The organism is Amycolatopsis rubida (assembly GCF_900115345.1).
GTDB classification, from domain to species: Bacteria; Actinomycetota; Actinomycetes; order Mycobacteriales; family Pseudonocardiaceae; genus Amycolatopsis; species Amycolatopsis rubida.
Window position 1 is genome coordinate 60,247 of sequence record NZ_FOWC01000003.1, and the last position, 25,872, is coordinate 86,118.

The window sequence follows — 25,872 nt, forward strand, 5'->3', positions numbered from 1 at the left end:
CCGCAGGCGCGCGGCAGGCTTCAAGCCATGGACAACACACAGGAAATCGCGGCGGGGGCGGCGATCCGGCTGGGCGGGATCGCCAAGCGCTACGGGGATGTGCGTGCGGTCAGCCACGTCGACCTGACCATCGCGCCGGGGGAAGTGGTGGCGCTGCTCGGACCCAACGGGGCGGGCAAATCGACCACCGTCGACATGATTCTGGGGCTCACCACACCCGACGAGGGCACCGTTTCGGTGTTCGGCCAGACACCCGCCGACGCGGTGCGCGCGGGGATGATCGGCGCGATGCTGCAGGGCGGCACGCTGCTGGATGACCTGACCGTGCGCGAAACCGTCGGTCTCGTCGCGAAACTCCACCGCCGTCCGATGCCGGTGCGGGAGGCGTTGCGTGCCGCCGGGGTCGAGGACATCGCCGACCGGCGGGCCAACAAGCTTTCCGGCGGCCAGAAACAACGTGTGCGGTTCGCGGTCGCGCTGGTGTCGGATCCCGATCTGCTCGTGCTCGACGAGCCGACCGCGGCGATGGACGTCGGCAGCAGGCGCGAGTTCTGGAAGTCGATGTACTCGTTCACCGACACCGGCCGCACCGTGCTGTTCGCGACGCATTACCTGGAAGAGGCCGAGGAATTCGCCGACCGGGTCGTGCTGATGCGGGCGGGGGAGATCGTCGCCGACGGGTCCGTCGCGGAGGTCCGCGCCCTCGCCGGCGGGCGCACGATCCGCGCGGTGCTGCCGGCCGGGGTCAGCGACCAGCTGGTCTCGGCACTGCCCGCGGTCACCTCCTTCGCACTGCGCGGCGAACGCGTCGCATTGTCCAGTTCCGACTCCGACACCACCTTGCGCGCGCTGCTCGCCGCCGTCCCGGCCGTGCGCGACATCGAGATCGGCGCGGTCGGCCTCGAAGGCGCGTTCCTTTCCCTGACCTCCGGCGAAACGGAAGAAGCAGTCCGATGAACCCCGCCTACCTCCTCGTCGAAACCCGCAGGCTGTTCCGTTCGCCGCGGTTCCTGATCTTCGTCGTGGCCTTCCCCGTGCTCATGTTCCTGTTGCAGGCCACGGTGTTCACCGACCAGTCCGCGGCGGACCACGTCGCGGTCGCGGGCGTGGTCATGGTCAACATGATGACGTTCGGCACCTTCGCCGCGGCCACCACGAACGGCGCCCGGCTGGCGATCGAACGGGCGGGCGGCTGGCAGCGGCAGCTGCGGCTGACCCCGCTGTCCGGCGCGGGCTACCTCGGCGGCAAAGCGCTGTCCGGGATGCTCGCCGGGCTGCCCGCGCTGATCCTGGTGCCGGCCATCGCCGCCTTCTCCCAGGGCGTGCACCTCGACCCGGCGGGCTGGCTGCGGGTCTTCCTCGGCATTTTCCTCGGCACCATTCCGCTGGTGCTGCTCGGACTGCTGCTGGGCCAGTTCGGCACGCCGGAGTCGATGCAGCCGATCAGCATGATCGTCACCCTCGGCATCGGTTTCCTCGGCGGGCTCTGGATCCCGCTGGAGGGCATGCCGTCCTGGATGCACGACGTCGCGCAGATCATGCCGACCTACTGGGTTCTCGGGCTGGTCCGGCCGGTCGTGACGAATCAGCTGCTGGTGAGCCTGCCGACCGCGATCGGCGTGCTGGGCGCGTGGACGCTCGTGCTCGGGATTGTCGTGGTCAGGCGATACCGTAAGGACAGCGCCCGGGTTTGACCGGGCGGGGAAGGAAGAGCGACGTGTGGCCACTCGGCCGTGAGGCGACGACCGGCGAGTTCCCGGAGCACCGGTTCGGGCTCAAAGACCGGACGTCCTGGTGGGACGATCCGCCGGCGCGCCCGGGACGCGGTCCGCACAAGATCGGCTGGCCGCTCTTCTCCGCGGCGTTCCTGCTGCCGTTCCTGATCCCGGCGACCCGCGGCCTCGTCGTGGACCCCGGTCCGCTGTGGCTCCGGATCTTCCTCGGCGTGCTGATCTACGCCTACAGCGCCTGTTACGCGGTGTTCCCCGCGGTCTTCGGCAAGTCCCGGCGCGTGAAGCTCTGGTTCGGCGGCGGCATGTTGGTGCTGGGCTTGCTGTGCGCGCTGATCACCGACGCCAACCCGTACGTTCTGCTCTACGCCACCGCCACGCTGGCCTTCCTGTTCCCGGCCGCCTGGTCGTTGATCTTCAACGGGACGGCGCTGGGCCTGCTGGTGCTGGCCCTGCACCTGCGGGGGGATCTGCCGGAGCACCTCGCGGACGTGATCACGGTCGCCTCGGTCACGTCGGCGATGTTCTTCATGTCCAATCTGATCCGGGTGATCCGCAGGCTGGAGCTGGCGAACCAGGAGATCGGGACGCTCGCGGTCGCCAGCGAACGCGAGCGGGTCGCCCGCGATCTGCACGATCTGCTCGGGCACAGCCTCACCACGATCACCGTCAAAGCCGGGTTGGCGCGGCGGGTGCTGGAAAGCTCCGGCGACATCGACCGGGCGGTGCGGGAGATCCGCGAGGTCGAGGGGCTCACGCGTTCGGCGCTGTCGGACGTGCGGGCGACGGTGTCGGAGTATCGCGAGGTGTCGCTGCCCGCGGAAATCGCCGGGGCGAGGGCCGCGTTGCGCGCGGCGGAGGTCGACGCCGACCTGCCGCACGCCGTGGACAACGTCCGGGCTGAGTTGCAGAGCACGTTCGGCTACGTGCTGCGCGAGGCGATCACCAACGTGTTGCGGCATTCCGGCGCGAAACAGGTGAAAGTGCGGCTGGGGCGCGACTGGCTGGAGGTCGAGGACAACGGCCGTGCCACAGGCGACGCCGTCCCGGGCAACGGGTTGCGCGGACTGTCCGAACGCTTGGCCGCGATCGGGGGCACGGTGACGGCGCGGGCGCGGCCCGGGGGAGGATGGGTCGTCCGGGCCAAGGTCCCGGAGCCGAGCCCGGACGGATCCGCCGTCGCGGTGCGGGCCGAACCCGCTGGAGGACTGGCGTGATCCGGGTGCTGCTGGCCGACGACCAGGCGATGGTGCGCGGAGCGCTGGCCACCGTGCTCGGCCTGGAAGCCGACATCGAAGTGGTGGCCCAGGTCGGCACCGGCGACGAGGTGGTGGCCGCGGCGAAGGAAGCGGCGCCGGACGTCGCGCTGCTCGACGTGCAGATGCCCGGCATGGACGGGCTCACCGCGGCGGCCGAGCTGAAAACCGCGCTTCCGGCGTGCCGGGTGATCATCTGCACGACCTTCGGCCGCCCTGGTTACCTGGCCAGGGCCATGGCCGCGGGCGCGGCCGGGTTCGTGGTGAAGGACGCGCCGCCGGAACAACTCGTGGAGGCGGTGCGCCGAGTCCACAGTGGACTTCGGGTGGTGGATCCGGCGCTGGCCGCGGAGTCGCTCGCGACGGGCACCAGTCCGCTGACCGCCCGGGAACGCGACGTGCTCAGCGCGGCCAAGGACGGCAGTACGGTCGCGGATATCGCGAAGTCTCTTTTCCTGTCCGACGGAACTGTGCGGAACCACCTGTCGTCGGCGATCGGGAAGACGGGTGCGCGCACGCGCGCGGAGGCGGTGCGGTTGTCGGAGGAGCGGGGCTGGCTTTAGCGCTGGACTTCGCGCCGAAGGTTCTCGGTAGCTGTTGTGTGCGGCCTCACTACGGTGATGCGCAGCACCGGCCTGCCTGCGTGGCTTTGTCCGCCCACGTACTCCTGCACCGGTCGCGCCCATCGACACCGGGGTGAGTGCCGGCGGCCTGCCCTGGGTGGCATCGGGGTGTCTTTCCGGCACCGGACAGCGGCTCTGCGAGGATGGCCGCCATGGAGGCGCGGACAGGTCCTACGGCGGGAAACTGGGTGCGCCGCATCGTTTTCGGTGTGGTGCTGGCCCTCGTCGCGGTCGTCGGGGGCACCGCGTTCCGCGTGTGGCAGGTCGCGCGCGAGAACGACCGGACGCCTGCCGACGCGATCGTCGTGCTGGGCGCCGCTCAGTACAACGGCAAGCCCTCGGAGATCTTCACCGCCCGGCTGGAGAAGGCGCGGCAGCTCTACGCCGACGGCGTGTCGAAGACCGTCATCACGGCCGGCGGCAAGAAAACCCGCGACAACTACACCGAGGCGACCGCGGGGGCGCGCTGGCTGACCAGGCACGGGGTGCCCGAAGCCGCGACGCTGCCGGTCGGCGAGGGCAACGACACCCTGCGCAGCCTCCGCGCGGTCGCCGATCAGGTGAAGGCGCGCGGGTGGCGGTCGGTGGTGCTGGTCAGCGATCCGTGGCATTCCTACCGGTCGCGGACGATGTCCGAGGACCTCGGGCTGGAGGCGTGGACCGCGCCGACGCACAGCGGGCCGATCGTGCAGGAGCGCTCGACGCAGGTCCGCTACATCTTCCGCGAAACCGGCGCGCTGTTGTTCTACGAGCTGACCAAGTCGCCCGCGGACGACCTGTTCGGCACGACGATGGGCTGAATTGCCGGTCCCCGCGCCTAAGCTGACGGGGTGAGTGACGGCTACCGCGAGCACGACCGCGCCCGCGTGCTGGCCGAGGAACCCAAGGGCGCGGCGCTGGCCGGTGCGCGGCCGGACGGGCGCAGCGCGTTCGCCCGCGACCGCGCGCGGGTGCTGCATTCCGCCGCGCTGCGCAGGCTGGCGGGCAAAACGCAGGTGGTCGGGCCGGGCGAGGGCGCGGAGGTCAGCGGCGCGCCGCGGACCCGGCTCACGCATTCGCTGGAGGTCGCGCAGATCGGTCGCGGCATCGCCGAGGAGCTGGGCGCGGATCCGGACCTGGTCGACACCGCGGGGCTGGCGCACGACATCGGGCATCCGCCGTTCGGCCACAACGGCGAACGCGCGCTCGACCAGGCGGCCCAGGCATGCGGCGGCTTCGAGGGCAACGCGCAGACGCTGCGCATCCTCACGCGGCTGGAGCCCAAGGCGGTCGGCCCGGACGGCGCGACGGCGGGGCTCAACCTCACCCGGGCGTGTCTCGACGCCACCACGAAATATCCGTGGCCGCGCCGGTCGGGAGAGCCGAAATACGGCGTGTACCCGGACGACACCCCCGTGTTCGGCTGGGTCCGCGAGGGCGCGCCGGGCCTGCGCCGGTGCCTGGAAGCGCAGATCATGGACTGGTCGGATGACGTGGCGTACTCGGTGCACGACGTCGAGGACGGGGTGCTGGCCGGGCGGATCCGGTTGCGGCTGCTGGCCGACCCGGAGGAACGCGCGGCGGTCGCCGAGGCCGCGGCCCGGCATTTCTCCACGCTGTCGGTGTCCACTTTGGAGGGTGCGGCGAAAGAGCTGCTCGACCTGCCGGTGGTCGCCGAGCTGGTGCGCGCGGAGCCGGACGGTTCGCTGCGCGCCCAGGTCGCGCTGAAGCGGCTCACCAGCGAACTCGTCGGCCGGTTCGCGTCGGCCGCGGTGACCGGCACTCGCGCGGGCTACGGCGAGGGCCCGCTCACCCGGTACGCGGCGCGGCTGGCAGTGCCGGAGCAGGTCGGAGCGGAGGTGGCGCTGCTCAAGGCGCTGGCGCTGCGGTACGTGATGAGCGATCGCCGTCGGCTGGCGATGCAGGACGGGCAGCGGGAGGCGATCACCGAGCTGGTGGCGGCACTGTGCCGGCGAGCGCCCGAGGCACTGGATCCGCTGCTGGTGCCCGCGTGGAACGTGGCAGCGGATGATGCGGCGCGGTTGCGGGTCGTAGTGGACCAGGTGGCATCGCTCACTGACGCGCAGGCGTACGAATGGCATCGATGGCACACCGGACGGCACGGAACGGCGCCGCCTGCCGAACTGTGAGCCGCGGAACCACCCGTTCCGGTACGGTCGCCGCATGGCCCTGGACAGCCACCTCACTTTCACCCTGGCGCTGCACGGTGCGACCGCGCCTCCCGGAAGCGACGCGTGTCTCTCGCCGTACTCGGCGGCGAGCGCGCTCGGCCTCGCCCGTCTGGCCGCTCGCGGCCGCACCGCGGACGAACTCGGCGCGGTACTGGGCGACGACCAGGGCGGGCTGCTGCGCGCCGCGGCTGAGCTGGGCGACGACGTCCAGCTGGCCGTCGCGAACACGCTCTGGGCCGCGGACCGGATCACCGTCGAGGACAGCTTCCAAGCCGAACTCGTGCGCTGGCCCGGCGGCAAAGCCGAGACCGCGCCGTTCGAGACCGACCCCGAGGGCGCTCGCCTGCGGATCAACGCGGATGTGGACCAGACCACTCACGGGCTGATTCCGGAGCTGCTGCCCGAGGGCGCGATCCATTCATACACGCGCGCCAGCCTGGTCAACGCGCTCTACCTGAAGACCGCCTGGCGGCACCCGTTCCCCGAGGGGGCCACCGCGGACGCGGACTTCCACACGCCCGACGGCGTGCGCCCGGTGCCGACGATGCACCTGGACGAATCCGTCGGCTACGCGCACGAAAACGGCTGGCAGGTCGTCCGGCTGGCGGCCGAGGGCGGCGTCGAGACGGTGATCCTGCTCCCGGACGGCGACCTTGAGAGCGCCGAATCCGCGCTCGACGGACAGTCGCTGCGCGCGCTCGTGGAAAGCCCGAAGCAGCGCAAGATCCAGCTGTCACTGCCCAAGATCTCTCTCGATGTGCGTGCTGATCTCGAACGGGCGTTGCAGGGTCTCGGCGTGCGCGAGCTGTTCACCGACGCCGCGGATCTGACCGGTCTCACGCCGGACCGTCCGCTGTGGGTGGACAGCATCCTGCACCAGGCTGTGCTCCGGCTGGACGAACAGGGCCTCGAAGGCGCGGCCGCCACCGCGGTCCAGATGCGCACGATGTCGCTCATCTCCGGCGAGCCGCTCAAGGTCCGGGTCGACCGGCCGTTCCTGCTGCTGGTGCGCCACGCCGAAACCGGCGCGGTGTACTTCTTCGCCCGGGTGGTGCGCCCCGCGTGAGCGTGTTCCGGCCCGAAGCAAACCCCGAAGCGAAACCCGAAGCACCGCCTCGCGAACCCGGCGCGATCGCGGTCGCCGCCGCCGAACCGCGGATGCGCCGGTCTTGGGCGGACGCCGGGATCATCGGCGCGTACCTGGCGTTCTCCGTGCTCCTGTTCGGCGGCTTGTGGGCCGACCTCGGCCAGGGCTACCTGTGGAACAGCGCGTCGGACCAGAACCTGTGGGAATGGTTCTTCGCGGTCACCGCGAAATCGGTGCAGCACCTGGAAAACCCGCTCACCAGCGGCCTGCAGAACTACCCGCTCGGCGTGAACATGATGGCCAACACGGCCATGCTGGGCGTCGGCGTCCCGCTCACCCCGATCACGCTCGCCTTCGGCCCGACCCTCACCTGGGCGATCGTGCTCACCGGCAGCCTCGCCGGCAGTGCCGCGGCCTGGTACTGGGTGCTGTCGCGGCACCTCGTGCGGCACCGGGTGGCCGCGGCGATCGGCGGCGCGTTCGCCGGTTTCGCGCCGCCGATGATCTCGCACGCCAACGCCCATCCGAACTTCGTCGCGTGGTTCCTGCTGCCGTTCATCGCGCTCAAGGTGATCCAGCTGGCGCAGGGCAAGCGCCCGGTGCGCAGCGGGATCTGGCTCGGCGTGCTCACCGCGTACCAGATCTTCCTCGGCGAAGAGCCGTTGCTGATCTTCGCGCTCGGTTTCCTGATCTTCGCGGTCTCCTACTGCGTTTCGCGGCGTCGCGAGGTCAAGGCGATGGTGCGGCCGGTGCTGCTCGGCGGCGGCATCGCGGTGGTGCTGACGCTGGTGGTCGTCGCGTTCCCGTTGTGGTGGCAGTTCTTCGGCCCGGACAGCTACACCGGGCTGGAGCACGGCCAGGTCGGCAATGACACCGCCGCGATGACCCGGTTCGCGACCCAGTCGGTGTCCGGGCAGCCGGAGGCGGCGGCCGCGGTGTCGCTGAACCGCACCGAGGAGAACGCGTTCTTCGGCTGGCCGCTGATCGTGCTGATGGTCGTGGTCACGGCGTGGCTGTGGCGCGAGGTCGTGGCCCGTTCGCTGGCGATCTCGATGTTCCTGATGGCGTGGCTTTCGCTCGGTTCCGAGATCACCGTGCTGCACGAGAACACCGGCGTGCCCGGTCCGTGGAAACTGCTCGCGGACCTGCCGTTGTTCGAATCGCTGCTGGAATCGCGGCTGGCGATGGCGTGCGTGCCCGCGATCGGCGCGCTGCTGGCGATCGCGACCGATCGGGTGTTCCGTGCCGCGAGGAAGGGCGAACTGCAGCTGCCGGTGCGGCTGATCTGGCTCGGCGCGGTCGCGGCCGTCCTGCTGCCGATCGCGCCGACCCAGCTGCTCGTGCAGAAACGCCCGCCGACGCCCGCTTTCTTCGCCGACGGCACCTGGCAGACCTACGTCGCGCCCGGCGGCACCGTCGTGCCCGTGCCGCTGCCGAGTTCGGGGGAGTCGGAGCCGCTGCACTGGCAGATGGACGCCGGCCTGCGGTACGCGATGCCCGAGGGCTACTTCGTCGGACCGCAGGGCCCGGACGACAAACGCGGTCGCTACGGCTCCTACCAGCGGCCGACCTCGACGCTGTTCGACCGGGTCCGCGACTCCAAGCAAGCGCAGGAGATCACCGACGCCGACCGGGACCAGGCGATCGAGGACCTGCGCTACTGGAACGCCAGCGTGCTCGTGCTGATCCCGCGCGAGCACAGCGACGCCTACCGCGCCACCGTCGACCTCCTGCTGCGCAAACCCGCGCAGTTCGTGGACGGGGTGTGGATCTGGGATGTGCGCCCGATCACGGGACGCCGCTGACGCTGTCACATCTCGCGCGGCTGTCCCGTTCCTCCTCCGAACCACTCAGAAGGAGGACCCGACATGCCTCGTATCCCGGTCAAACGAGCCGCGGACGGCGGCCCGGTGCTCAAGCTGTTCTACCGGATCGCCGGCAAGCGGTACGGCGCGGTGCCGGAGCCGATGGCCGTCGCGGCGCACCACCGCGGGCTGCTGCGGACCAGCATGGTGCACGAGCTGATGGCGGAGAAGGCGTCCAAACACCTGCCCGCCAACGTGCGGGAACTCGCGGTCTACCGCGTCGCCACGCAGATCGGCTGCTCGTGGTGCGTCGACTTCGGCACCATGCTGCAGCGGCACGACGGCCTCGACATCGACCGGCTCAAGCACATCGACGAGTACGCGACGTCGCCGCTGTTCACCCGGCAGGAGCGGCTGGCGCTCGCGCTCGCGGACGCGATGTCCGGGCCGGCCGTCACGGTCACCGACGAGCAGATCGCCGAGCTGGCGGCCGAATTCGGCGAGAAGGGCGTCGTCGAGCTGACCTACCAGATCGGCCTGGAGAACTCGCGGGCGCGGATGAACAGCGCGCTCGGCATCCTCGACCAGGGCTTCACCTCGGGAGACGCCTGCCGGGTGCCGATCCCGTAACCCCTCGTGAGTGGCGATCACGGTTCTCACCGTGATCGCCACTCACGACTCCGGCCGGGTGATGCGGGTGAGCTTCTCCGGGTTGACCTGGTCGTAGACGCCGGCGATGCGCCCGTCGCGCACGCTGAACGTCTGCACACGCTCGTCCAGCGCGAGGTACCCGTCGACCGCCGGCAGCTGCGGCAGCCACAGGCCGAGGTCGCCGTTGACGAGCACCGGCCGCCCGTTCGCCATCGTGCCCGGCGCGTACTTCGCCAGCACCCCGAGCACGAAGCGCGCGACCTTGTCCGGCCCGGCGATCATCCGGCGGCTGGTGCGCGAGCGGCCGTTGGAATCGCCGATCATGACCACGTCCGGGTGCAGCAGTTCGGTGACCGCGCGGATGTCGCCGGCCAGCAGCGCGGTCACGAACTTCTCCAGCACCGGCTGCTGCCGCGCGAGGTCGAGCCGGGCGGGCGGGTCGGAGTCCTCGACCGCGCGGCGGCCGCGGGAGGCGTGCTGGCGGGCCGCCGCCGGGCCGCAGCCCAGGACGCCGGCGATCTCGGCGAACGGCACCGCGAAGGCGTCGTGCAGCACGAACGCCACGCGCTGCTCGGGCGTGAGCCGGTCGAGCACGACCATCGCGGCCATGCGCAGCCCGTCGTCGCGCACCGCGGCCTCAAGCGGATCCTCGCTCGCCGGCGCGCCGAGCGGCGTGACGATCGGCTCGGGCAGCCATTCGCCCACGTACTTCTCGCGCTGCACGGCCGCCGACCGCAGCCGGTCGAGGCAGATCCGGCCGACCACGGCGGTCAGCCAGCCGCGCAGGTCGCGGATCCCGGCGCGGCCCGCGTCGTCGAGCCCGGACAGCCGCAGCCAGGCCTCCTGCGTCGCGTCTTCGGCGTCCGCGCGGGTGCCGGTGAGCCGGTAGGCCGCTCTGATCAGGTGCGGCCGGTGAACGTCGAACTCGGCGGCGAACTCCTCCAGCGCGGTCGTGGTGCCCATGTCCCGAGTGTGCCGCACGGCGCGGCGGGAGGGAGAACTATTGTGGTCACCGTGGCTGGACTGATTCGGGAGAGCGATATCGCGGAGGTGCGTGAGCGCAACCGGATCGACGAGGTTGTGGGGGAGTACGTCGCGCTGCGCCGCGCTGGCGGGGGCAGCCTGAAGGGCCTGTGCCCGTTCCACAACGAGAAGACCCCGTCGTTCAACGTGCGCCCCACTCACGGGACTTTCCACTGCTTCGGCTGTGGCGAGGGCGGCGACGTCATCAAGTTCATTCAGAAGATCGACCTCGTGTCGTTCGTGGAGGCGGTCGAGCGGCTCGCCGACCGGGTCGGGATCCGGCTGACCTACGAGGGCGGCGGCGCGTCGGTGCAGCGCGACCGGGGCACCCGTGCCCGGCTGATCGAAGCGCACCGCGCGGCGGCCGAGTTCTACATCGAGCAGCTGGTCACCGACGAGGCGCGGGCGGCGCGGGACTTCCTGTCCGAGCGCGGTTTCGACGCCGCGGCGGCCAAGCAGTTCGGCTGCGGGTTCGCGCCCGGCGGCTGGGACAAGCTCACCAAGCACCTGCTCAACCGCGGGTTCGAGGTGAAGGAGCTGATCGCGTCCGGCCTGGCGAAGGAGGGCCAGCGCGGCCCGATGGACCGGTTCCACCGGCGGCTGGTGTGGCCGATCCGCGACGTCGGCAACGACGTGGTCGGCTTCGGCGCGCGGCGGCTGTTCGACGACGACCGGATCTCGGCGAAGTACCTCAACACCTCCGAAACGCAGATCTACAAGAAGTCGCAGGTCATGTTCGGCCTCGACCAGGCCAAACGGGAGATCGCGAAACGGCACCAGGTCGTGGTGGTCGAGGGCTACACCGACGTGATGGCGATGCACGCGGCGGGCGTGCCGACGGCGGTCGCGTCCTCGGGCACCGCGTTCGGCGAGGACCACATGAAGGTCCTGCGGCGGCTGATGATGGACGACGACGCCTTCCGCGGCGAAGTGATCTTCACCTTCGACGGCGACGAGGCGGGGCAGAAGGCGGCGCTCAAGGCGTTCGAGGGCGACCAGACGTTCGCCGGGCAGACCTACATCGCGGTCGCGCCGGACGGGATGGACCCGTGCGAGCTGCGGATCGCGAAGGGCGACGCCGCGGTGCGCGACCTGGTGGCCCGGCGCACGCCGCTGTTCGAGTTCGTGATCAAGAGCATGCTGAAGCAGTTCGACCTGGATTCGGTCGACGGGCAGGTCTCCGCGCTGCAGAAGACGGTGCCGATGGTCGCCGCGATCAAGGACCGGGCGAGCCGGGACGGGTACGCGTCGAAGCTCGCGTGGTGGGTCGGCTGGCAGGACGTCGCGCAGGTGGTCAACCGGGTGCGCGGCGCGGCCGGAGCGGCGGCCCGGCGCGGACCGGCCGAACCTCAGCCGCGGCGCGGCGCGGCGCGGCGGGAAACCCCCGCACCCGAACCGGAGAAGCAGGATCTGCCGCGTCCCGCGCCGAACGACCCCAGGTTCGCCGGGCAGCGCGAAGCGCTCAAGGCCGCGCTGCAGCAGCCCGCGATCGCCGGTCCGGAGTACGACTCGCTGCCGGAAGAGGCGTTCACGCATCCGGTGTACGTCGCGGTGCACCTGGCCGTGCTGAAGGCGGGCGGGGCGGCGTCCGGGCTCACCGGGCCCGCGCTGCTGGACGCCGCTTCGGCGCACTGCCCGGCTGGGACGGTCCGCCGCGTGCTCAGCGAACTGGCGGTGGAACCGTTGCGCGCCTTGGGAGAAGTGGACTCGCGCTACATCTCCGGCGTGCTCGCGGGCGTGCAGGAGAACCTGGTCGGCAGGCAGATCGGCGAGATCAAATCGAAGCTGCAGCGGCTGTCGCCGGTCGAGGCCCCGGACGACTACCGGGCCCTGTTCGGCGACCTGGTCGCGCTGGAGCAGTACCGGAAGTCGCTGCGCGAGCAGGCGGCGAGCGGGTGGGAGTGACGTGGGACTGCTGAACCGGTTCTTCGGCGGCGGCCTGCCCCCGGGATTCCCCGGCAAGCTGGCCGAGGGCGAGGATCCGGTGGCCGCGGCCGCCGTCGAGGGCGGCGGGCACCTGGTCGTGACGTCGCTGGGCCTGTGGATCCCGTCCGGCGACGGCACGACGCGGCGGGTCGGCTGGCACTTGGTGGGCAAGGCGACCTGGGGCGAGGGTGTGTTCGCGCTGACCGAATCGGAGGAGACCGGGCGGGCCGGCGCGGTCGCGGTGCTGGCCGACCGCGAGCCGGTGCGGTTCCGGCTGCCGCAGCCGGGGAAAGTGCCGCAGCAGGTGCGCCTGCGGGTCGACGGCTCGGTGCGGGGAAGGCACCGGCACGAGTTCCCCGAGGGCGGCGCGTGGTTCGTCCAGCGCAAGGTCCCCGGCCGCGACGGCGTGGAACTGCAGGTCCGTCCCGATCCGGGCACCGACCCGGCGCTGGTCGAGGCGGTCGCGGCGGAGGTCGCGGAGAAGCTGGCCAACCGCGGCGAGTAGCAGTACGCTCGTACTCAGTACGTCTGTACTGTTTACTGGCGGGAGGCTGCTCGTGTGGGACCCGGCGAAGTACCTCGACTACTCCGACCTGCGCGGCCGGCCGTTCTACGACCTGATCGGGCGAATCTCGGCGACTTCGCCCCGCCGGGTGGCCGACCTGGGCTGCGGCCCCGGCACCCTGACCCTCGACCTGGCTCTCCGCTGGCCCGACGCGGTCCTGGAGGCGATGGACAGCTCGCCGGAGATGGTCGCCGCCGCCCGGGAACGCGGGGTGGCCGCCGAGGTCGGCGACGTCCGGACGTGGACGCCGAAACCGGACACCGACGTGGTCGTCTCGAACGCGGTCCTGCAGTGGGTGCCCGGACACGAGGACCTGCTGCGCCGCTGGGCCTCGGAACTGCCCGCCGGAGCTGTGCTGGCGGTGCAGGTACCCGGCAATTTCTCGGCCCCTTCGCACGCCCTCACGCGTGCGCTGGCGGCCTCCCCGGCCTGGGCCTCGCGTCTCTCGCCGGTGTCCTTGCGGGCCGAAGACGCAGTCGGCGAACCCCGCGACTACGCGAACCTCCTCGCCGACGCCGGATGCCTGGTCGACGCGTGGGAAACGACGTACGTGCAACAACTTTCCGGCCCGCGCGCAGTCCTGGAGTGGATCACCGGAACCGCACTCCGTCCCGTCCGCGCCGCCCTGGGCGACGAGGACTGGGCCGCCTTCCAAGACGACCTCGCCCCGCTGCTGGACGAGGCCTACCCGCCACGCCCGGACGGCACCACCTGGTTCGCATTCCGGCGCATCTTCTTCGTCGCCAAGGTCCCGGGCTGATGTCGTACTGGACCACGAACGTCGCCCGCCATCCGGGCATCCTCCGCGCCGTTCCCCGCGGCTGCTCGACCGCGCTCGACGTCGGCTGCGGAGACGGCCTGCTGGTGCGGAAACTGGCTCTCGTGGTGCCCGAGGTCAGCGGCATCGACAAGTCTGCGGAGATGGTCACGCAGGCTCGTTCGCGGTCCGGCGACACCTTCGTCGAGGGAGACTTTCTCTCCGCTGACCTCGGTACCTACGACTTCATCTGCTCAGCGGCCGCCATCCACCACCTGGATTTCGAAGCCGCCCTCACCCGGATGCGGGATATGCTGCGCCCAGGCGGCGCACTGGTGGTCGTCGGCCTGGCCCGCGACGCGAGCGCGACGGACTGGGCAGCGACGATCGCGGCCGCACCGATCGTGCGAACCGTGAAGACGGTCCGCCGCGCACACGGCCCGGAGGGCATGCCGACGGTGCAGCCGCGGATGAGCTACCGCGAGGTGCGCACCGCAGCGCGGCGGCTGCTGCCCGGGGTGCGCTACCGCCGACACGTGCTGCGCCGGTACTCGCTCACCTGGCAAAAACCGTCCTGAGCTGGGCTTGCTCAGCCGTTCCCGCGCCCGAACTTCTCGCCGAGCTTCGCCCGAGCCACCCCGGCGGCCCCCTGGACCATCGGATGGTCGGCCAGTTTGCGGTAGGTGCGCACGATCTGCTCGTACCGTCCCCGGCCGGCCTTGGTGCCCAGCACGTATCCCAGGCCCACGCCCAGCAGGAACTTCTTCATCAGCGGCCACACCTCTTTCTCACCAGGACTTCCGACTGTCCATTGTCCAACACAACCGGCTTCCGCGCGGGGCCGCCGCAAACCCACCCCCCCCTGTGCGGGGCGGGGACGGCATGGGCTAAAGTTCTTCCCGTCAGCCCGGAGAGATCCGGACCGGCGAAGCACGATCCCCTGTAGCTCAACTGGCAGAGCATTCGGCTGTTAACCGGAGGGTTCTTGGTTCGAGTCCAAGCGGGGGAGCAAAGCCCAGGTCAGCGACCTGGGCTTTTGTGTTACCTGTGAGTAGGGGCGATTTAGTGTCGATTTTGACAGTCGTCCAAGCGGTCGGCTGTCGGGTCGTCGGTGGTTCGCTGAGCCCGTGGCCAGTTCGGAGCGGCGTCGCCGCGTTGGCCGCTGTCGATCCTGGTGTGGTCGGCCCTCGCTCGACATGTCGATTCGTCGCTTGACGCGCGCATGCAATGCCTGTGGCAGCCGTGTTCTGGGCGCATCGCCGCGCTTCGGGCCGCGCGGCCGCCGAGTTCGTTTCGGTTGAGTCGATCAACGTAGCTGCCGACGAAACGTCGCAGGGCTAAAGAGAGCCATCGGCAGAGACGCGATGAAGCAGCGGATGTTGCGTCGTCCGGGGATCCTGCGCTCGGACGTCAATCGTGTGGTGAACCGCGATCGGGTGCCGACTTGTGCCTTGCGGCTTCGATGATCGAGCTAAGGATGCGAGAGTTCAACTTAATTGCCCTCGGAGCCTTCTTTTCCTGCGCTGATAGGAATGGCGAAGGGGCGGAGCATAATCTGCTGGACTGCATTCTTCGAAGAACCGCCAGAAGCAGTTCGAGGTGGCGCTTCCGGCGAGTTGTTGTTCAGCAGGTCGCACGTGTTGTGGCGCTGCTCTGTGCCGCAGAGATCGTGTTAACTAGACGTTCCTGACCTGCGGGAACAGCATCGTTGACCTCCTCACTGCCAGTCTGGTCTAAATTGGCCTCTGACCTGCGGTTTTAGGGAAACTGCTGGAGGGGTGGGGCAGTGGGCTGCCGTTGAGTGCGGTTCACTGCTGGTCGTTGCCGTTGGGAGTACGGCACTGCTCCAGTTTTGCTCCAGGTCTGTTTGCGTGAATGTTTTTGGTGCGAGTGTGTTCGGTGCGTTCGTCGTCGGGCGAAGGCAGGGGTGAGCGCGGCGTTGCCATGTGCTTTGTGACACATGTCAGTGTTGTGGCGCGTGGATGGGAAGTCGGTCTCCGTCTAGGCGGGCGGCTGCGAGGTCGACTGGCTCCGGCGAGGACCCCCCGCATGCGAGGGAAAGACAAGTCACAGACGCCGATCACATCATCCCCTGGGGGCCACCCCCGCTCGCGCGGGGAGACCGTCGAGACAGCGGTCCGGCGGACGGCCTGAGCTGAGCGGTGCTGCTCGACGAGGTGGAGGTCGAGGTACGGCAGGTCGTCGATTTCGACGAGATCCCGAGGCATGACGCCATCGGAACGGTCGGCATCCATGCGGACCAGCCCATGTCGTCATGGCGGTGGGAGGACATCCGCGACATCGGCGACCTGCTTGAGGAACGTGTCGGAGGGGCGGCCGTTGATCGGGTCTGTTTCGGCGATGACAACTAGCTTGCCGTCCAGCCGCGATCGGTAGTGCTTTCCGGTGAAACGAAAGCCTTCTGCTTCGAGAATCTCTGTTCCGAATGGGGTGACGTCGCCGGATCCGTACGTGTCTTCCAGGCTGCGGAGCTGTGCTGCTGATTCGGCCGACGGCATCTTCACCCAGGCGACCGATCCTGCGATTGTGTTTCCGTTCTCGGCTTGCACGACGAACAGCAGCTGGTCGAGCTTCTTGCATGGGTGGCGAAGGAAGAACTGCTGAACCTGGCCATACGATTGCACGGCGCAGTGCAGGCCTTTCTCGATCTTCTTCCTGACTTCCTTGAGAGCCAGCCGTCGCCATGCCTCGGCGCGATCTCCCTTCTGCGCTGCCTTCTTGCTGTTGGCTGTGTCCGCGTCGGACACGCTCTTGGTCGTCGCAGCGTCGAGTCCGTCTCCGACCGAAGTGACTGCGTCTCCGCCGCTTGCCGCCGCCACGACTGTCGCCAAGGCTGCCGCGGCGAAAACGCCGCCTGTTTTGATCCATTTGCCATCGGGGCCTCTGGGCTGGTTCGGGTCGAAAGGCACGCGCTGCGCTCCTGAGTCGAGTCGGGCGACGGCTCGACTTTGCCGGAACAGGAGCTGGCCGAAAACTGTGAGGATGAGAATCACCTGATCGTCTCAATGCCCGCAGTCCTGTCGTGCCGCGTTTGATGCTCCCTTGCGGGATCGACATCGTTTCAACGGCTTCGCGACGCTATCCGCGTATGGAAGGGCTCGTCGACTGGCGAGATTACGCGCGGAACGCGACTCGAGGACGTGGTCCCGGCCCGGTCTGGCTGGGCCAGCCACGACAGGATGTGGAGGAATGCACAAAGCCACCGGACACGATCTCGGCCCACGTGCCCATCCTGGACCGGCACGTCATCCCCGGTGTTGGCGCGCTGCGGGCGCGGGAAGCATTTCAGCGTCGCCGTGCGCTATAAGAGACGACGGAGCCAGTCTCCGCATGCGAGGAGAAGAGACCGCTGCCGATGATGGCCCTGCGGTCGAGCCTGGACTGCTCCTGCACCGTCGCGAAGATGAACCATCCGGCTCAGACCCGGATGGTTCAGAGGACCAACCCCCGCTCGCGCGGGGAGAACGTGTCGCGGACCGCGATGCCGTAATTGACCTGGGGACCACCTCCGCTCGCGCGGGGAGAACGCCGCGTCGTGGCCGTGGTTCATCCACTACAACGGACCACCCCCCGCTCGCGCGGCGTGAACAAAACCGCAGATCAGCGGACGTCGTAACCGCGTGGACCACCCCCGCTCGCGCAGGGAAGAGGACCAGGTTCTCCGCCGCCTGAGTCGGGGTGACCGGACCACCCCACTCGCACGGGGAGAACGTCGACGTAGGCAGTGCTGGGGTCGCTCTCGAAGGACCAGCCCCGCTCGCGCGGGGAAACAAAGACGACGCGGGCGGCTGGTCGATCCTCCAGGGACCACCCCCGCTCGCGCGGGGAAGGCATTCCAGCGACCAGGTCTATACCAGTCGAGTGTCTGTCTGGGCGGTTTCGTCGGCTCCGACGAGATGGTCTGCTTCGGGGCTGGTTCCGTGTCGGCCGTGAGCTTGGCTTGGGTATGCGGGGTACTGGCTTTGCTGGGCTGTTCGCAGCGGGCCGGGTGCCGCGTTGTGGCTGTGGCGGCACCCGGCCCGCTGCGGTGTGGTCAGGTCGTGAGGCGGCAGGAGTCGGGGGTGGCGGTCATGCCGTAGAGGCCGTGCCAGCCGGTGCCGATGAGTTTGCCGTTGGCGCGTCCGGTGTCGGACCAGGTGTCGCTGGCGGGGAGGTAGCGGTACCAGAGGAGGCCGCCGCCTTCGGCGGGGTAGGAGCCGTAGAGGACGTCGGCTCCGGGGGAGGTGATGGTTTTGAAGCCGTTCCAGCCGGTGCCGGAGGGTTTGGCCCATTGGGTCCATTCGCCGGTGGCGGCGTCGTAGGTGTGGCGGAACAGGTCGCCTTTGGGGGTGCGGGCGTAGAGGACGCCGTCGCCGGCGGCGGTGATGAGGTCGTATTTGCCCCAGCCGTCTTTGAGGACGCGGTGGTCCCATTTTTTGGCGGTGGGGTCGTAGGTGCGCCAGTGGAGGTTGCCGTCGGGTTCGATGGTGTAGATGTGTCCGCGGGTGTCGACGGTGATGCGGTTGTTGTATTCGGCGGTGGCGTAGCGGGCCCAGCCGTTGTCGATGACTTCGTAGTAGGGGGTGGGGCTGGTGTTGAGGTCCCAGCCGGTGCCGTTCCAGCGGAATTTGCGCAGTTGGCCGTTGCTGTTGGCCTGGTAGACGAGGCCGTCGGGGCCTGCGGTGGTGCGGGCGGACTGCCATCCGCTGCCGATCTGCTGGCCGTTGCCGTTGATCCAGGAGAAGGCGCCGTTGCGGGGGTCGGTGTGCTGGTAGAGCCAGAGGGTTCCGTCGCCGCGGGTGGTGAAGATGGGGGCGGCGGGTTTGCAGGTGATGGCGAGGTCGGGCACGTTCTGCCGGATCCAGCCGCCGAGGTCGTCGGTCCGGGTGGCGGTCACTCCGGTGCCGGTGGCGGTTTCGGCGAGGCATCCGTGCTGGTCCGATCCTGTGACCACGCCTGCGATCCGGCCGTCGCCGGTCAGCACCGGGGCGCCCGCGTCGCCCCGGCACACGCCGGTGGTGCCGGAGGCGGTGAACGTCATCTCGTTGCCGGTGGCCCCGGTGACGGCGAGGGCTGCGGTCTGCGGCTTGTCCGGGACCCATTCGGTGCCGGTCCGGCCGAACCCGGCCACGGTCATCTGCCCGCTCGCCGGCGGCGGTGTGGTGGCGAACTCCGCGGTGCGGATGCCGGGAACCGGTGTGGCGAGCCGTACGAGGGCGAAGTCGCGGTCGGTGCGCGGCGCGACCAGATCGACCGGTGCCTGCCGCGCCGGGCCTCCGGCCACCGGTGCCTGCGCGGTGACCGGAACGGCGGGAGGCTGGCCGCCGACGAGCCCGTCCGCCGCCCGCGCGCCGGCCTTCCCGGTCAGGCATGACGCGCTGGTGGCGATCCATTGCGGGGAAACGAAAATGCCGGTGCAGGCGTGTCCGCCGCCGCGCGGGTCGCCGTCGACCGCCAGCACGGCCAGCGCGTCGCCCGGGCTTCCGGTCGCGGCGGTGCCGCCGGCTACCGCTGCCGCAGGCGGCGCGCCGGCCAGCGCCAGTCCGGCGACGGCGGCGCAGGCGGCGTAGCCGGTCCGGCGCGCCATGGTGCGCGCGGCCACACGGTTGAGCCTCATCAGGAAACCTTTCGAACAGCACGACGACGCGCCCCTTTGGGCGCGGTCGTGTTCACCGAGGACAGCCCGGCAAGGCCGGGAAAGGGTCAGGATTGAGTGGTGATTTCCACCAGCGTGGTGGGCGCGTGCTGCGGATCGACGCCTTCCCCGAACGGGGCGTACGCCTTCGGTTCGAGGGTGTGGTCTTCGGACTGGCCGTTGCTGGTCAGCCGCATTCCGACCTTGTGGGAGTCGGCTTTGCCGAGGTACACCTTGGGGATCTCCACGGTCAGCCAGCCGCCCGGCGCCGTGGAGCGGAAGCAGGTGGTGCCGATCTCGCGCGAGCGGACTTCGATCACGTCCCCGCCGCAGTCCGCGAGCATGATTTTCCCGTCGCCCTTGAGCAGTTTCACGTGCTTGTCGGCGAGGATCGCGTCCCGCCCGGGATAGTTGTAGTCCTCGACCAGCGCAGCCTGGCCGGTGTCCCCGGAGTCCGCGGCCGACGCGGCAGCCTTGCCGCTGGCTACGCCCGCACCGGCGATCACGAGCCCGGCGGCCGCCGCGCCCGCCGCAACCCACGCCGCGATTCTCCTCGCGCCTCGCGGGCGCGCCACTGACATCCCCATTTCATCCCCTCGTTAATCCGACCTGATGCGAGATTCGCAATTCCCAAAAACAGGTTCTGTTTCGACGCGCTTCAGTCGACCCCTGTCGGATTCGTCAACCCTATCCACCGGCCGAGATTCGGGTCAATGCGACACGGGACACATCGCCGTATGCGCACGATCGCCGTTACACAATCCCGTGGCTGTTATGAAATCTTTGCCAAGGTTGCACCGTTCGGCGCATCGCGCCTGGCGGAGAAGCCATCCGGGTTTGGCTGTTCGCGTTTCCCGGGTGTAGGTTCGGCGAACCGAATAGTCTTCGCGGGCTTCTTCCGCGACATTTTCCGGTCTCTATGTTGGGGCTCCGTTTCCGGTTCGGAAACGGAGCGGGGGTGCGCACGGCCTGTGCGCTGGACACGAGGAGGGGCGAGTGCGCGCCTGGGGAGACGCAACGGGGAACACGCGCGGCCGGAGACGCTTCCGGCCGCTCGCGGCTGCCGCGCTCGCAGCGGCGGCGGTGATCGGCGGGGTCCAAGTCCCCGCCGAAGCCGCCGTACCGCACGCGGCAGCAGCCGCGCGGACGAGCGCGCAGACCGCAGGAACTTCTGCGGGTGCCACGGATCCGGCGGATGGGCCGGTGTCGGACCGGGAGAAGCTGGCCCGCGCCTGGAACGCCGGCGGGGAGCAGGTCCGCGAGCGCGCCGGACGAGTTCTGGTCGGCAGCGACGCGGACGTGTCGGCGTTTCTCGCGAAAGATCTCGCTGCCGCGCAGCAGATCGACGACGAGCTGCGGGTCTCGCGGATGCTGGCCGGCGGTGGCCCGGCGGTCAAGGAGGCCGCGGCCAAGGCACTGGACGGCGGGCCGGACGCGGTGCGTGCGTACCTTTCGTCCGGATGGGTGACGCCGTCCCAGTCGGACGCGGAGATCGAGGCGTCCCGGCTGCTCGCGTCCGGCGGGCCCGGAGTGAAGGAAGCCGCGGCCAAGGCGCTGGACGCGCACACCTACCGGGCGCTGGAGGACTTCCTGCGGCGCGGGCAGTTCGCGGCCCGCGAGGACGACGACCGGGTCCGGGCCACGCAGATCATGACCGCCGGCGGTCCGGAGGTGAAGGCCGCCGCGCAGCGCGCCTTCGACGACGGGTCCTACACCGCGATCACCGAATTCCTCGCCCGCGACCAGTTCGTCGCTGCGGAGCGGGACAAGGAGACCCAGACCGTCGCCGGCCTGGCCGCAGTCGCGAAACGCGCCCAGCAGCAGGCTGCCGTGGAGACCGCCGCGGCGAAGACCGCGTCCGAGCGTGCCGTGCAGGCCGCCGCGATGGCCAAGGAAGCCGCCGAGCGCGCCGCGCGGGAAGCCGAGGCCGCGCACGGCGACGCGGGCCGGGCGGCCGGCGCGGCGTCGCGGGCCGCGGACGCGGCGGACGGAGCCGCATCCGCCTCCGCGCAAGCGGTCTCGGCGGCCCGGACCGCGCACACCGCGGCCATGACCGCCGTCGCCGCCGCGCAGCGCGCCGCGTCCGCCGCAGCGATGGCCGGGAACGCGGCATCGGCGGCCTACCGGGCCGCGAACGCGGCCCGTGCCGACGCGGGCAAAGCAGCCGAAGCCCGCCAGGCAGCAGAAGGTGCCCGGACCGCGGCCCAGGGCGCGCGGACTGCGGCCGAAGCGGCGTGGGACGCGGTAGCGGCCATTCAGGGCGCGCTCGGCGCCGCCCGCTCCGCCGCCTCGGCAGCGGGCAACGCCGCAGCAGCCGCCGACGCCGCCGCCCGCGCCGGCCGGGCCGCCGGGGCCGCTGCCAGCGAGTCCGCCCGGGCCAAGGCCGCCGCGGACAACGCGCGCGCCGCGGCGGCGCGGGCGAACCGGGCGGCGAACTCCGCCCAGCGGCTGGCCAACGCAGCCGCAGACAACGCCGCAGAGGCGCGATCGGCGGCGAACAGCGCCGCAGACCATGCCGATGCCGCCGCACGAGCCGCGGACGAAGCCGCCCAGCACGCCGGAGAAGCTGAGCACGCCGCCGAAGACGCGACCCGGCACGCGGCGGGAGCGAAAACCGCCGCAGACGCCGCCTCCGCCGCGGTCGAACAGGCGAAGAAAGTCGTGGCCCTCGCCCGCCAGACCGAGGACGAGCAGCTCGTGATCCGCGCCGAGCAGGACCGTGCCGACGCGCAGAAGGCCGCCGACGACCTGCGCGCCCACCCCCGGCCCGACCCCGGAACCGAAGACGCGATCCCGGCCGAGTCCACCCGCGACGCCGACGTCCGAAACTGGCTTGCCGCGGCCCGCGACACCGCCACACCTGCCGGGGAAGCGGCGACTGCGGCGCGCAAGGCCGCACTGCGGCTGGCCGAGCAGAGCAGCCCGTGGACGAAACGCTCCGCGCTGACCGCACTCGGCGGCGCTGACGCGGAAGTCGTCGCCTGGGCCCGGGCCGGCGTCGACACCGCCGCGGACCAGGACGACCGCGCCACTGTGGTGGCGATGGCGACCCGGGGCCCGGCTCCGCTCACCACCGCCGCACAAGAAGCGCTCAACGGCGACCACGCCGCCGTCGTCGGCTTCCTGGCCAACCCGGACTACCCGGGCCGCCAGCAGGACGACGAGATCCAGGTCGCCCGCCTGCTGAACAACGCGCGCCCGGCCATGAAGGACGCCGCGAGCAAAGCTCTCGACGGCGGACAGGCCGCAGTGACGGAATTCCTCCGGCACGGCCAGTTCCGCGCTCGCGAGCGCGACGACGACCTGCAGACCACGCAGGTCATGTCCGCCGGCGGCGCGGAAGTCAAAACCGACGCGCAGACCGCGCTCGAGGGCACCCCGCAGATGCGCCACGACTTCCTCGCCACCGGACAGCACCGCGCCCGCCTGCGCGACCAGGCCCGAGACGCCCACCGCGCGGGCATCGACCGGCTCGTCGCCGACGCGGCCCAGTCCGCCGCGCTCGCGCAACAACAGGCCGGCGAAGCCGCCCAAGCCGCCGCGATCGCCCGCAACGCCGCCCAGGAAGCCGCCGGATACGCCGAACAAGCACGCCAGGCAGCCGACCGGGCACGCGGCTACGCCAACGACGCCGCCCGTTCCGCCGACGCCGCCGCCGCATCAGCCGCAGCGGCCGCCGAATCCGCCCGCGTCGCACGCAACGCCGCCAACCAAGCCGCAGCCGACGCCAAAACCGCCGCGAACGCCGCCCGGCAAGCCGCAGCCTCCGCCGCGCAAGCACGCGCTTCGGCCAACGCTGCGGCAGCCGACGCCGCCCGTGCCCGCCGTGCCGCGCTCGACGCCGGAAAAGACGCCGCAGCGGCCATGCGAGCCGCCGGCGAAGCGCTCCAAGCGTTCCTCGGCAAATACCGAGCCGAACAGATCGCCCGCGCCGCCCAAGGCAACACGAACACCAGCGGCCTGCCCGAGAACCTCGGCGGCAAAGGCGGCCAAGCCACCTACCCCAACGGAACCCGCCTCGTCGTCATCGGCACCACCTGCTACATCAACGGCTTCCAGCTGCCCGCACACATCGGCACCGGAAACTGCGACAGCCTCGCCATCGACCTCGACCACTGGCTCGCCGGCCGGCAGATCATCTGGGAATTCCTTGAGCAGCTGCCCGACGGAAGCACGGCAGGCGCGGCCCTTCTGTGGGACTACTGCGGTAACAACCCGGAGGCCTGCGGCCCGGAACTGCTCGCGCTGCTGCCCAAATTCAGCGTCCCGATCTTCACCGGCCCCATCCCCCTCCTCGACGAGCTCGAGTCCAACCTGCACCGCGTCATCTTCAACGACGACAACGGCCTCGCCAAAGACATCGGCGACCTCCTCGACGGCGCCGCCGACCTCAGCAACGTCGCCCGCACCCGCATCGACCAGGTCTACAACCTCGTCACCAAGGACGGGAAGTTCCTCGGAGAAAAAGGATCGTCTGAGGAGATCCGGATCGTCACCCCGGACGACATCAACCGGCTACGGGGACAGTTGACCGCCCAACTCGGGCAGCCCCAGCGACGGGAAATTCCCGGAAAGGGCCAGATCGAGCTGTGGTACATCGGTGACGGCAAGAAAAACGTGACCTGGCGCGACTACTCTAAATCCGGCGGTGCGACGATCGACTTCAACGACTTCGAACCAGGCGACAAACTTGACAAATTGAAGCGTTGGCACTACGAGAGCTAGCTAGGAGCGAGAAACCGAATGTCCATTGCAGACATGACTCCGGACGCATGGGAGGAACTGGCCTGGCTGCAGCAGATCTTCGCCGCGGAGTACAGCGGGCCAGGACACGTCGTCCGCGAAATCCTGCCCGTCGACTACCCGGCGTACGTGCGGATCCTGCACTCGTTCGCCCGCGCCAGCGACACGGGGTCCCTGCGCAGCTGGGCCAGTATGGCCGCCGAGATCGGGTTCGAACTCCACGCGGAGACATCGCATCAGACCCTGATGAAAGCCGAACTCGCCACGGGGCCTCGGCAGTGGGTGACCCAACACGGTCGTCTCCGGGCTTCCGAGCAGCGCGCGCTGAGCGGCATCCTGGCTGGAGTGTCGGGTGCTTCGGAGGTCTACTTCGGCTACCTCACTTCGGCGGACGCGGCGGGCGGGCTGCCTGAGTTCACTACTGCCGCCCCCCTGGATCAGCTCGATGACGTGCGGAAACAGGTCGGCGAAGAAGTCGGGATCCGAAATGGTCCGGATTACTGGTGTCCCCGGGGCCACGCCTGGGTCGTGTGCTCCGACCACGATCTCGCGTCCACTTACGTAGCCTGCAGCGAAGAGGTCGCGAAGGCGATCGTCGCGCACCCAGATCTCGAAGCCCTCGACGTGACGCCGGATACGCGTATCGATTTCGCGTCGGACCAACCGCGGCCTGCATAAGAAGGGCAGGAAACGGTGCCGATCGCCGAGACCATCGCGGAAATGCGGGCCGAGTTCGCGTGACTGCAGAAGCGCATCAAGTGGGGTTACCCAGGATCTGGTCACATCGTCCGGGAGTTCCTGCCCGAGGGCTGCCCGGCCTCCGTACGGATCCCGCAACCATTCGCCAACACCCGCAACGAGAAGGACCTGCGCAGCTGGGCCAGAATGGCCGACCAGATCGGACTCACCCTCTGGGAGGTCCCTATGGCGGTTGTCAAGCGTTCGGCGGCTCGGGATGCTGACAGAGGGCTTGGTGGCGGAGCATGGCGAGAGCACGTCGCAGCGTCGGCGGGCGAGGCAGGTGAGGGCGGCGTTGTGTTTTCTTGCCTTCGGCTCTCTTGCGGTCGTAGTAGGCCCTGCTGGTCGGGTCGGACAGGGCGGCGAACGCGGCGAGGAAGAACGCGCGTTTGAGTTCGCGGCTGCCGGTGTGGGCGGGGTGTTCGCCTTTGATCGATGTTCCGGAGTCGCGGGTTCAAGCAGCAACAGGCGAGTCCCGCCCCGCCATATCCGGACACCGACCTCGGTGTCGGCCTGACCCAGTGGGAGACCGGCAGCTACCTGCTGATGGTCGGTGACGTCTGCTTCCTCAACGGCGTCCGACTGCCGAGCAAAGACCAGCTCGGCACCAAATCCTGCGACGGCCTCGGCCTCGACATCTGGCTGTCCGGGGTCAATGTCATGAGGGAATCGCTGCCCGACGGTCCGGAAGGCGCGAGGAGGCCGCTGAACGAGTACGGTCCCTCTCGCCCAGAGGCATGCGGCCCAGCCCTGATCAGCATGCTCCTTTCTGGCTACTACTACGCCATCACCCATCAGGAGGCGGGATTCGGGAACTTCCTGGGGAAGATCTTCCGCGTTTCGAGCGAGCCGATCGTCCGAGGAGCACTGCCCGAGGCACTCGGCCCGGCCAACCGGGGCGCTCTGCATGACCGAGATCCTCGGCACCGAAATGGCCAAACCCCACGTGACCACCCCCCGCCTCAAGATGCTGATCAGCCAGATCTGGAAACTTCCGGACAGGGGCCAGGGATTCGGGAGCGGCAGCGTCACCGCGGCCGCACGGACGGAGAAAGCCTTTGCGAAATGGGGGTCAAGCTCAACGGAGCCGACCACGTTGAGAAGATCCGGACCTTGATCCCCGCTGCCGTGGACGGGCTGGCCAAACCGGCCAGGTGATCCA

21 protein-coding genes, 1 tRNA gene and 1 pseudogene are annotated in these 25,872 nt (G+C 69.9%); 17 read left to right on the forward strand and 6 right to left on the reverse strand.

Going from position 1 to position 25,872, the window contains the following annotated elements:
• The first annotated feature begins 27 nt into the window (after positions 1–27).
• The 9 genes from BM362_RS14670 (at position 28) to BM362_RS14710 (ending at position 9,302) form a co-directional block, all read left to right on the forward strand.
• A complete protein-coding gene (locus BM362_RS14670; protein ID WP_167545313.1) occupies positions 28–957 on the forward strand; it encodes an ABC transporter ATP-binding protein in 930 nt (309 codons plus the stop codon).
• Complete coding sequence (locus BM362_RS14675) at positions 954–1,694, forward strand: ABC transporter permease (protein ID WP_067586415.1); 741 nt, start codon at positions 954–956, stop codon at positions 1,692–1,694. Before BM362_RS14670 ends, BM362_RS14675 begins: the two co-directional genes overlap by 4 nt.
• Before the next feature lie 23 nt (positions 1,695–1,717).
• Positions 1,718–2,947 carry a sensor histidine kinase gene (locus BM362_RS14680; protein ID WP_167545314.1) on the forward strand — a complete coding sequence of 410 codons (1,230 nt, stop codon included), beginning with the start codon at positions 1,718–1,720 and terminating at the stop codon, positions 2,945–2,947.
• Positions 2,944–3,549 carry a response regulator transcription factor gene (locus tag BM362_RS14685; RefSeq protein WP_067586420.1) on the forward strand — a complete coding sequence of 202 codons (606 nt, stop codon included), beginning with the start codon at positions 2,944–2,946 and terminating at the stop codon, positions 3,547–3,549. The genes BM362_RS14680 and BM362_RS14685 overlap by 4 nt, the downstream gene beginning before the upstream one ends.
• A 212-nt stretch (positions 3,550–3,761) precedes the next feature.
• On the forward strand, positions 3,762–4,409 hold the full coding sequence (locus BM362_RS14690; protein WP_369805941.1) for a YdcF family protein: 648 nt from the start codon (positions 3,762–3,764) through the stop codon (positions 4,407–4,409).
• Positions 4,410–4,439: 30 nt separating this feature from the next.
• The gene (locus BM362_RS14695; RefSeq protein ID WP_093573489.1) at positions 4,440–5,738 is read left to right on the forward strand and encodes a deoxyguanosinetriphosphate triphosphohydrolase; all 1,299 of its coding nucleotides are present in this window, start codon (positions 4,440–4,442) and stop codon (positions 5,736–5,738) included.
• Positions 5,739–5,772: 34 nt separating this feature from the next.
• A complete protein-coding gene (locus BM362_RS14700; protein ID WP_093573490.1) occupies positions 5,773–6,846 on the forward strand; it encodes a serpin family protein in 1,074 nt (357 codons plus the stop codon).
• Positions 6,847–6,938: 92 nt separating this feature from the next.
• On the forward strand, positions 6,939–8,672 hold the full coding sequence (locus tag BM362_RS14705) for a glycosyl transferase (protein WP_244287185.1): 1,734 nt from the start codon (positions 6,939–6,941) through the stop codon (positions 8,670–8,672).
• Between the two features lie 63 nt (positions 8,673–8,735).
• The gene (locus tag BM362_RS14710) at positions 8,736–9,302 is read left to right on the forward strand and encodes a carboxymuconolactone decarboxylase family protein (protein ID WP_067586432.1); all 567 of its coding nucleotides are present in this window, start codon (positions 8,736–8,738) and stop codon (positions 9,300–9,302) included.
• 42 nt (positions 9,303–9,344) lie between these two features.
• On the opposite strand, the gene BM362_RS14715 is transcribed toward BM362_RS14710, so the two are convergent.
• Positions 9,345–10,286: a sigma-70 family RNA polymerase sigma factor gene (locus tag BM362_RS14715; RefSeq protein WP_067586435.1), complete on the reverse strand. Its 942-nt coding sequence runs from the start codon at positions 10,284–10,286 to the stop codon at positions 9,345–9,347.
• Positions 10,287–10,337: 51 nt separating this feature from the next.
• On the opposite strand from BM362_RS14715, the gene dnaG reads away from it, so the two are divergent.
• Genes dnaG through BM362_RS14735 form a run of 4 tightly spaced genes read left to right on the forward strand, consistent with a single transcriptional unit; the run spans position 10,338 to position 14,172 of the window.
• Positions 10,338–12,251, forward strand: coding sequence for a DNA primase (gene dnaG / locus BM362_RS14720; protein ID WP_067586597.1), 1,914 nt, complete (start codon positions 10,338–10,340; stop codon positions 12,249–12,251).
• A 1-nt stretch (position 12,252) separates the two neighbouring features.
• On the forward strand, positions 12,253–12,777 hold the full coding sequence (locus tag BM362_RS14725) for a hypothetical protein (protein WP_067586438.1): 525 nt from the start codon (positions 12,253–12,255) through the stop codon (positions 12,775–12,777).
• Between the two features lie 52 nt (positions 12,778–12,829).
• Positions 12,830–13,597 (forward strand): trans-aconitate 2-methyltransferase, encoded by a 768-nt coding sequence (locus BM362_RS14730; protein WP_093573493.1) that lies wholly within the window; start codon positions 12,830–12,832, stop codon positions 13,595–13,597.
• A complete protein-coding gene (locus BM362_RS14735) occupies positions 13,597–14,172 on the forward strand; it encodes a class I SAM-dependent methyltransferase (RefSeq protein ID WP_093573494.1) in 576 nt (191 codons plus the stop codon). Before BM362_RS14730 ends, BM362_RS14735 begins: the two co-directional genes overlap by 1 nt.
• 11 nt (positions 14,173–14,183) lie before the next feature.
• Here BM362_RS14735 and BM362_RS14740 read toward each other — a convergent pair whose 3' ends face one another.
• Complete coding sequence (locus BM362_RS14740; protein WP_067586600.1) at positions 14,184–14,363, reverse strand: hypothetical protein; 180 nt, start codon at positions 14,361–14,363, stop codon at positions 14,184–14,186.
• Positions 14,364–14,530: 167 nt separating this feature from the next.
• Here BM362_RS14740 and BM362_RS14745 point away from each other — a divergent pair.
• Positions 14,531–14,603 (forward strand) — tRNA-Asn (locus tag BM362_RS14745).
• A 1,264-nt stretch (positions 14,604–15,867) separates the two neighbouring features.
• Here BM362_RS14745 and BM362_RS14750 read toward each other — a convergent pair.
• The 3 genes from BM362_RS14750 to BM362_RS14760 all read right to left on the reverse strand — a co-directional run bounded on the left by BM362_RS14750 (position 15,868) and on the right by BM362_RS14760 (position 19,816).
• Positions 15,868–16,608, reverse strand: coding sequence for a hypothetical protein (locus BM362_RS14750; protein ID WP_244287155.1), 741 nt, complete (start codon positions 16,606–16,608; stop codon positions 15,868–15,870).
• A 1,040-nt stretch (positions 16,609–17,648) separates the two neighbouring features.
• The gene (locus BM362_RS14755; protein WP_244287156.1) at positions 17,649–19,211 is read right to left on the reverse strand and encodes a tachylectin-related carbohydrate-binding protein; all 1,563 of its coding nucleotides are present in this window, start codon (positions 19,209–19,211) and stop codon (positions 17,649–17,651) included.
• 86 nt (positions 19,212–19,297) lie between these two features.
• Positions 19,298–19,816, reverse strand: coding sequence for a hypothetical protein (locus tag BM362_RS14760; RefSeq protein WP_143132418.1), 519 nt, complete (start codon positions 19,814–19,816; stop codon positions 19,298–19,300).
• Between the two features lie 616 nt (positions 19,817–20,432).
• Between BM362_RS14760 and BM362_RS14765 the strand changes: the two genes are divergently transcribed.
• Both BM362_RS14765 and BM362_RS14770 read left to right on the forward strand, forming a co-directional pair.
• Positions 20,433–23,954 (forward strand): ALF repeat-containing protein, encoded by a 3,522-nt coding sequence (locus BM362_RS14765; protein ID WP_143132419.1) that lies wholly within the window; start codon positions 20,433–20,435, stop codon positions 23,952–23,954.
• Positions 23,955–23,987: 33 nt separating this feature from the next.
• Positions 23,988–24,650, forward strand: a complete 663-nt coding sequence (locus BM362_RS14770) for a hypothetical protein (protein ID WP_093573498.1) — start codon at positions 23,988–23,990, stop codon at positions 24,648–24,650.
• 256 nt (positions 24,651–24,906) lie between these two features.
• Here BM362_RS14770 and BM362_RS14775 read toward each other — a convergent pair.
• Positions 24,907–25,164, reverse strand: a pseudogene (locus BM362_RS14775) (IS110 family transposase); the annotation flags it as partial.
• On the opposite strand from BM362_RS14775, the gene BM362_RS14780 reads away from it, so the two are divergent.
• Positions 25,146–25,868, forward strand: a complete 723-nt coding sequence (locus BM362_RS14780; RefSeq protein ID WP_093573499.1) for a hypothetical protein — start codon at positions 25,146–25,148, stop codon at positions 25,866–25,868. The pseudogene BM362_RS14775 and the gene BM362_RS14780 sit on opposite strands and share 19 nt — an antisense overlap.
• Positions 25,869–25,872: the final 4 nt, after the last annotated feature.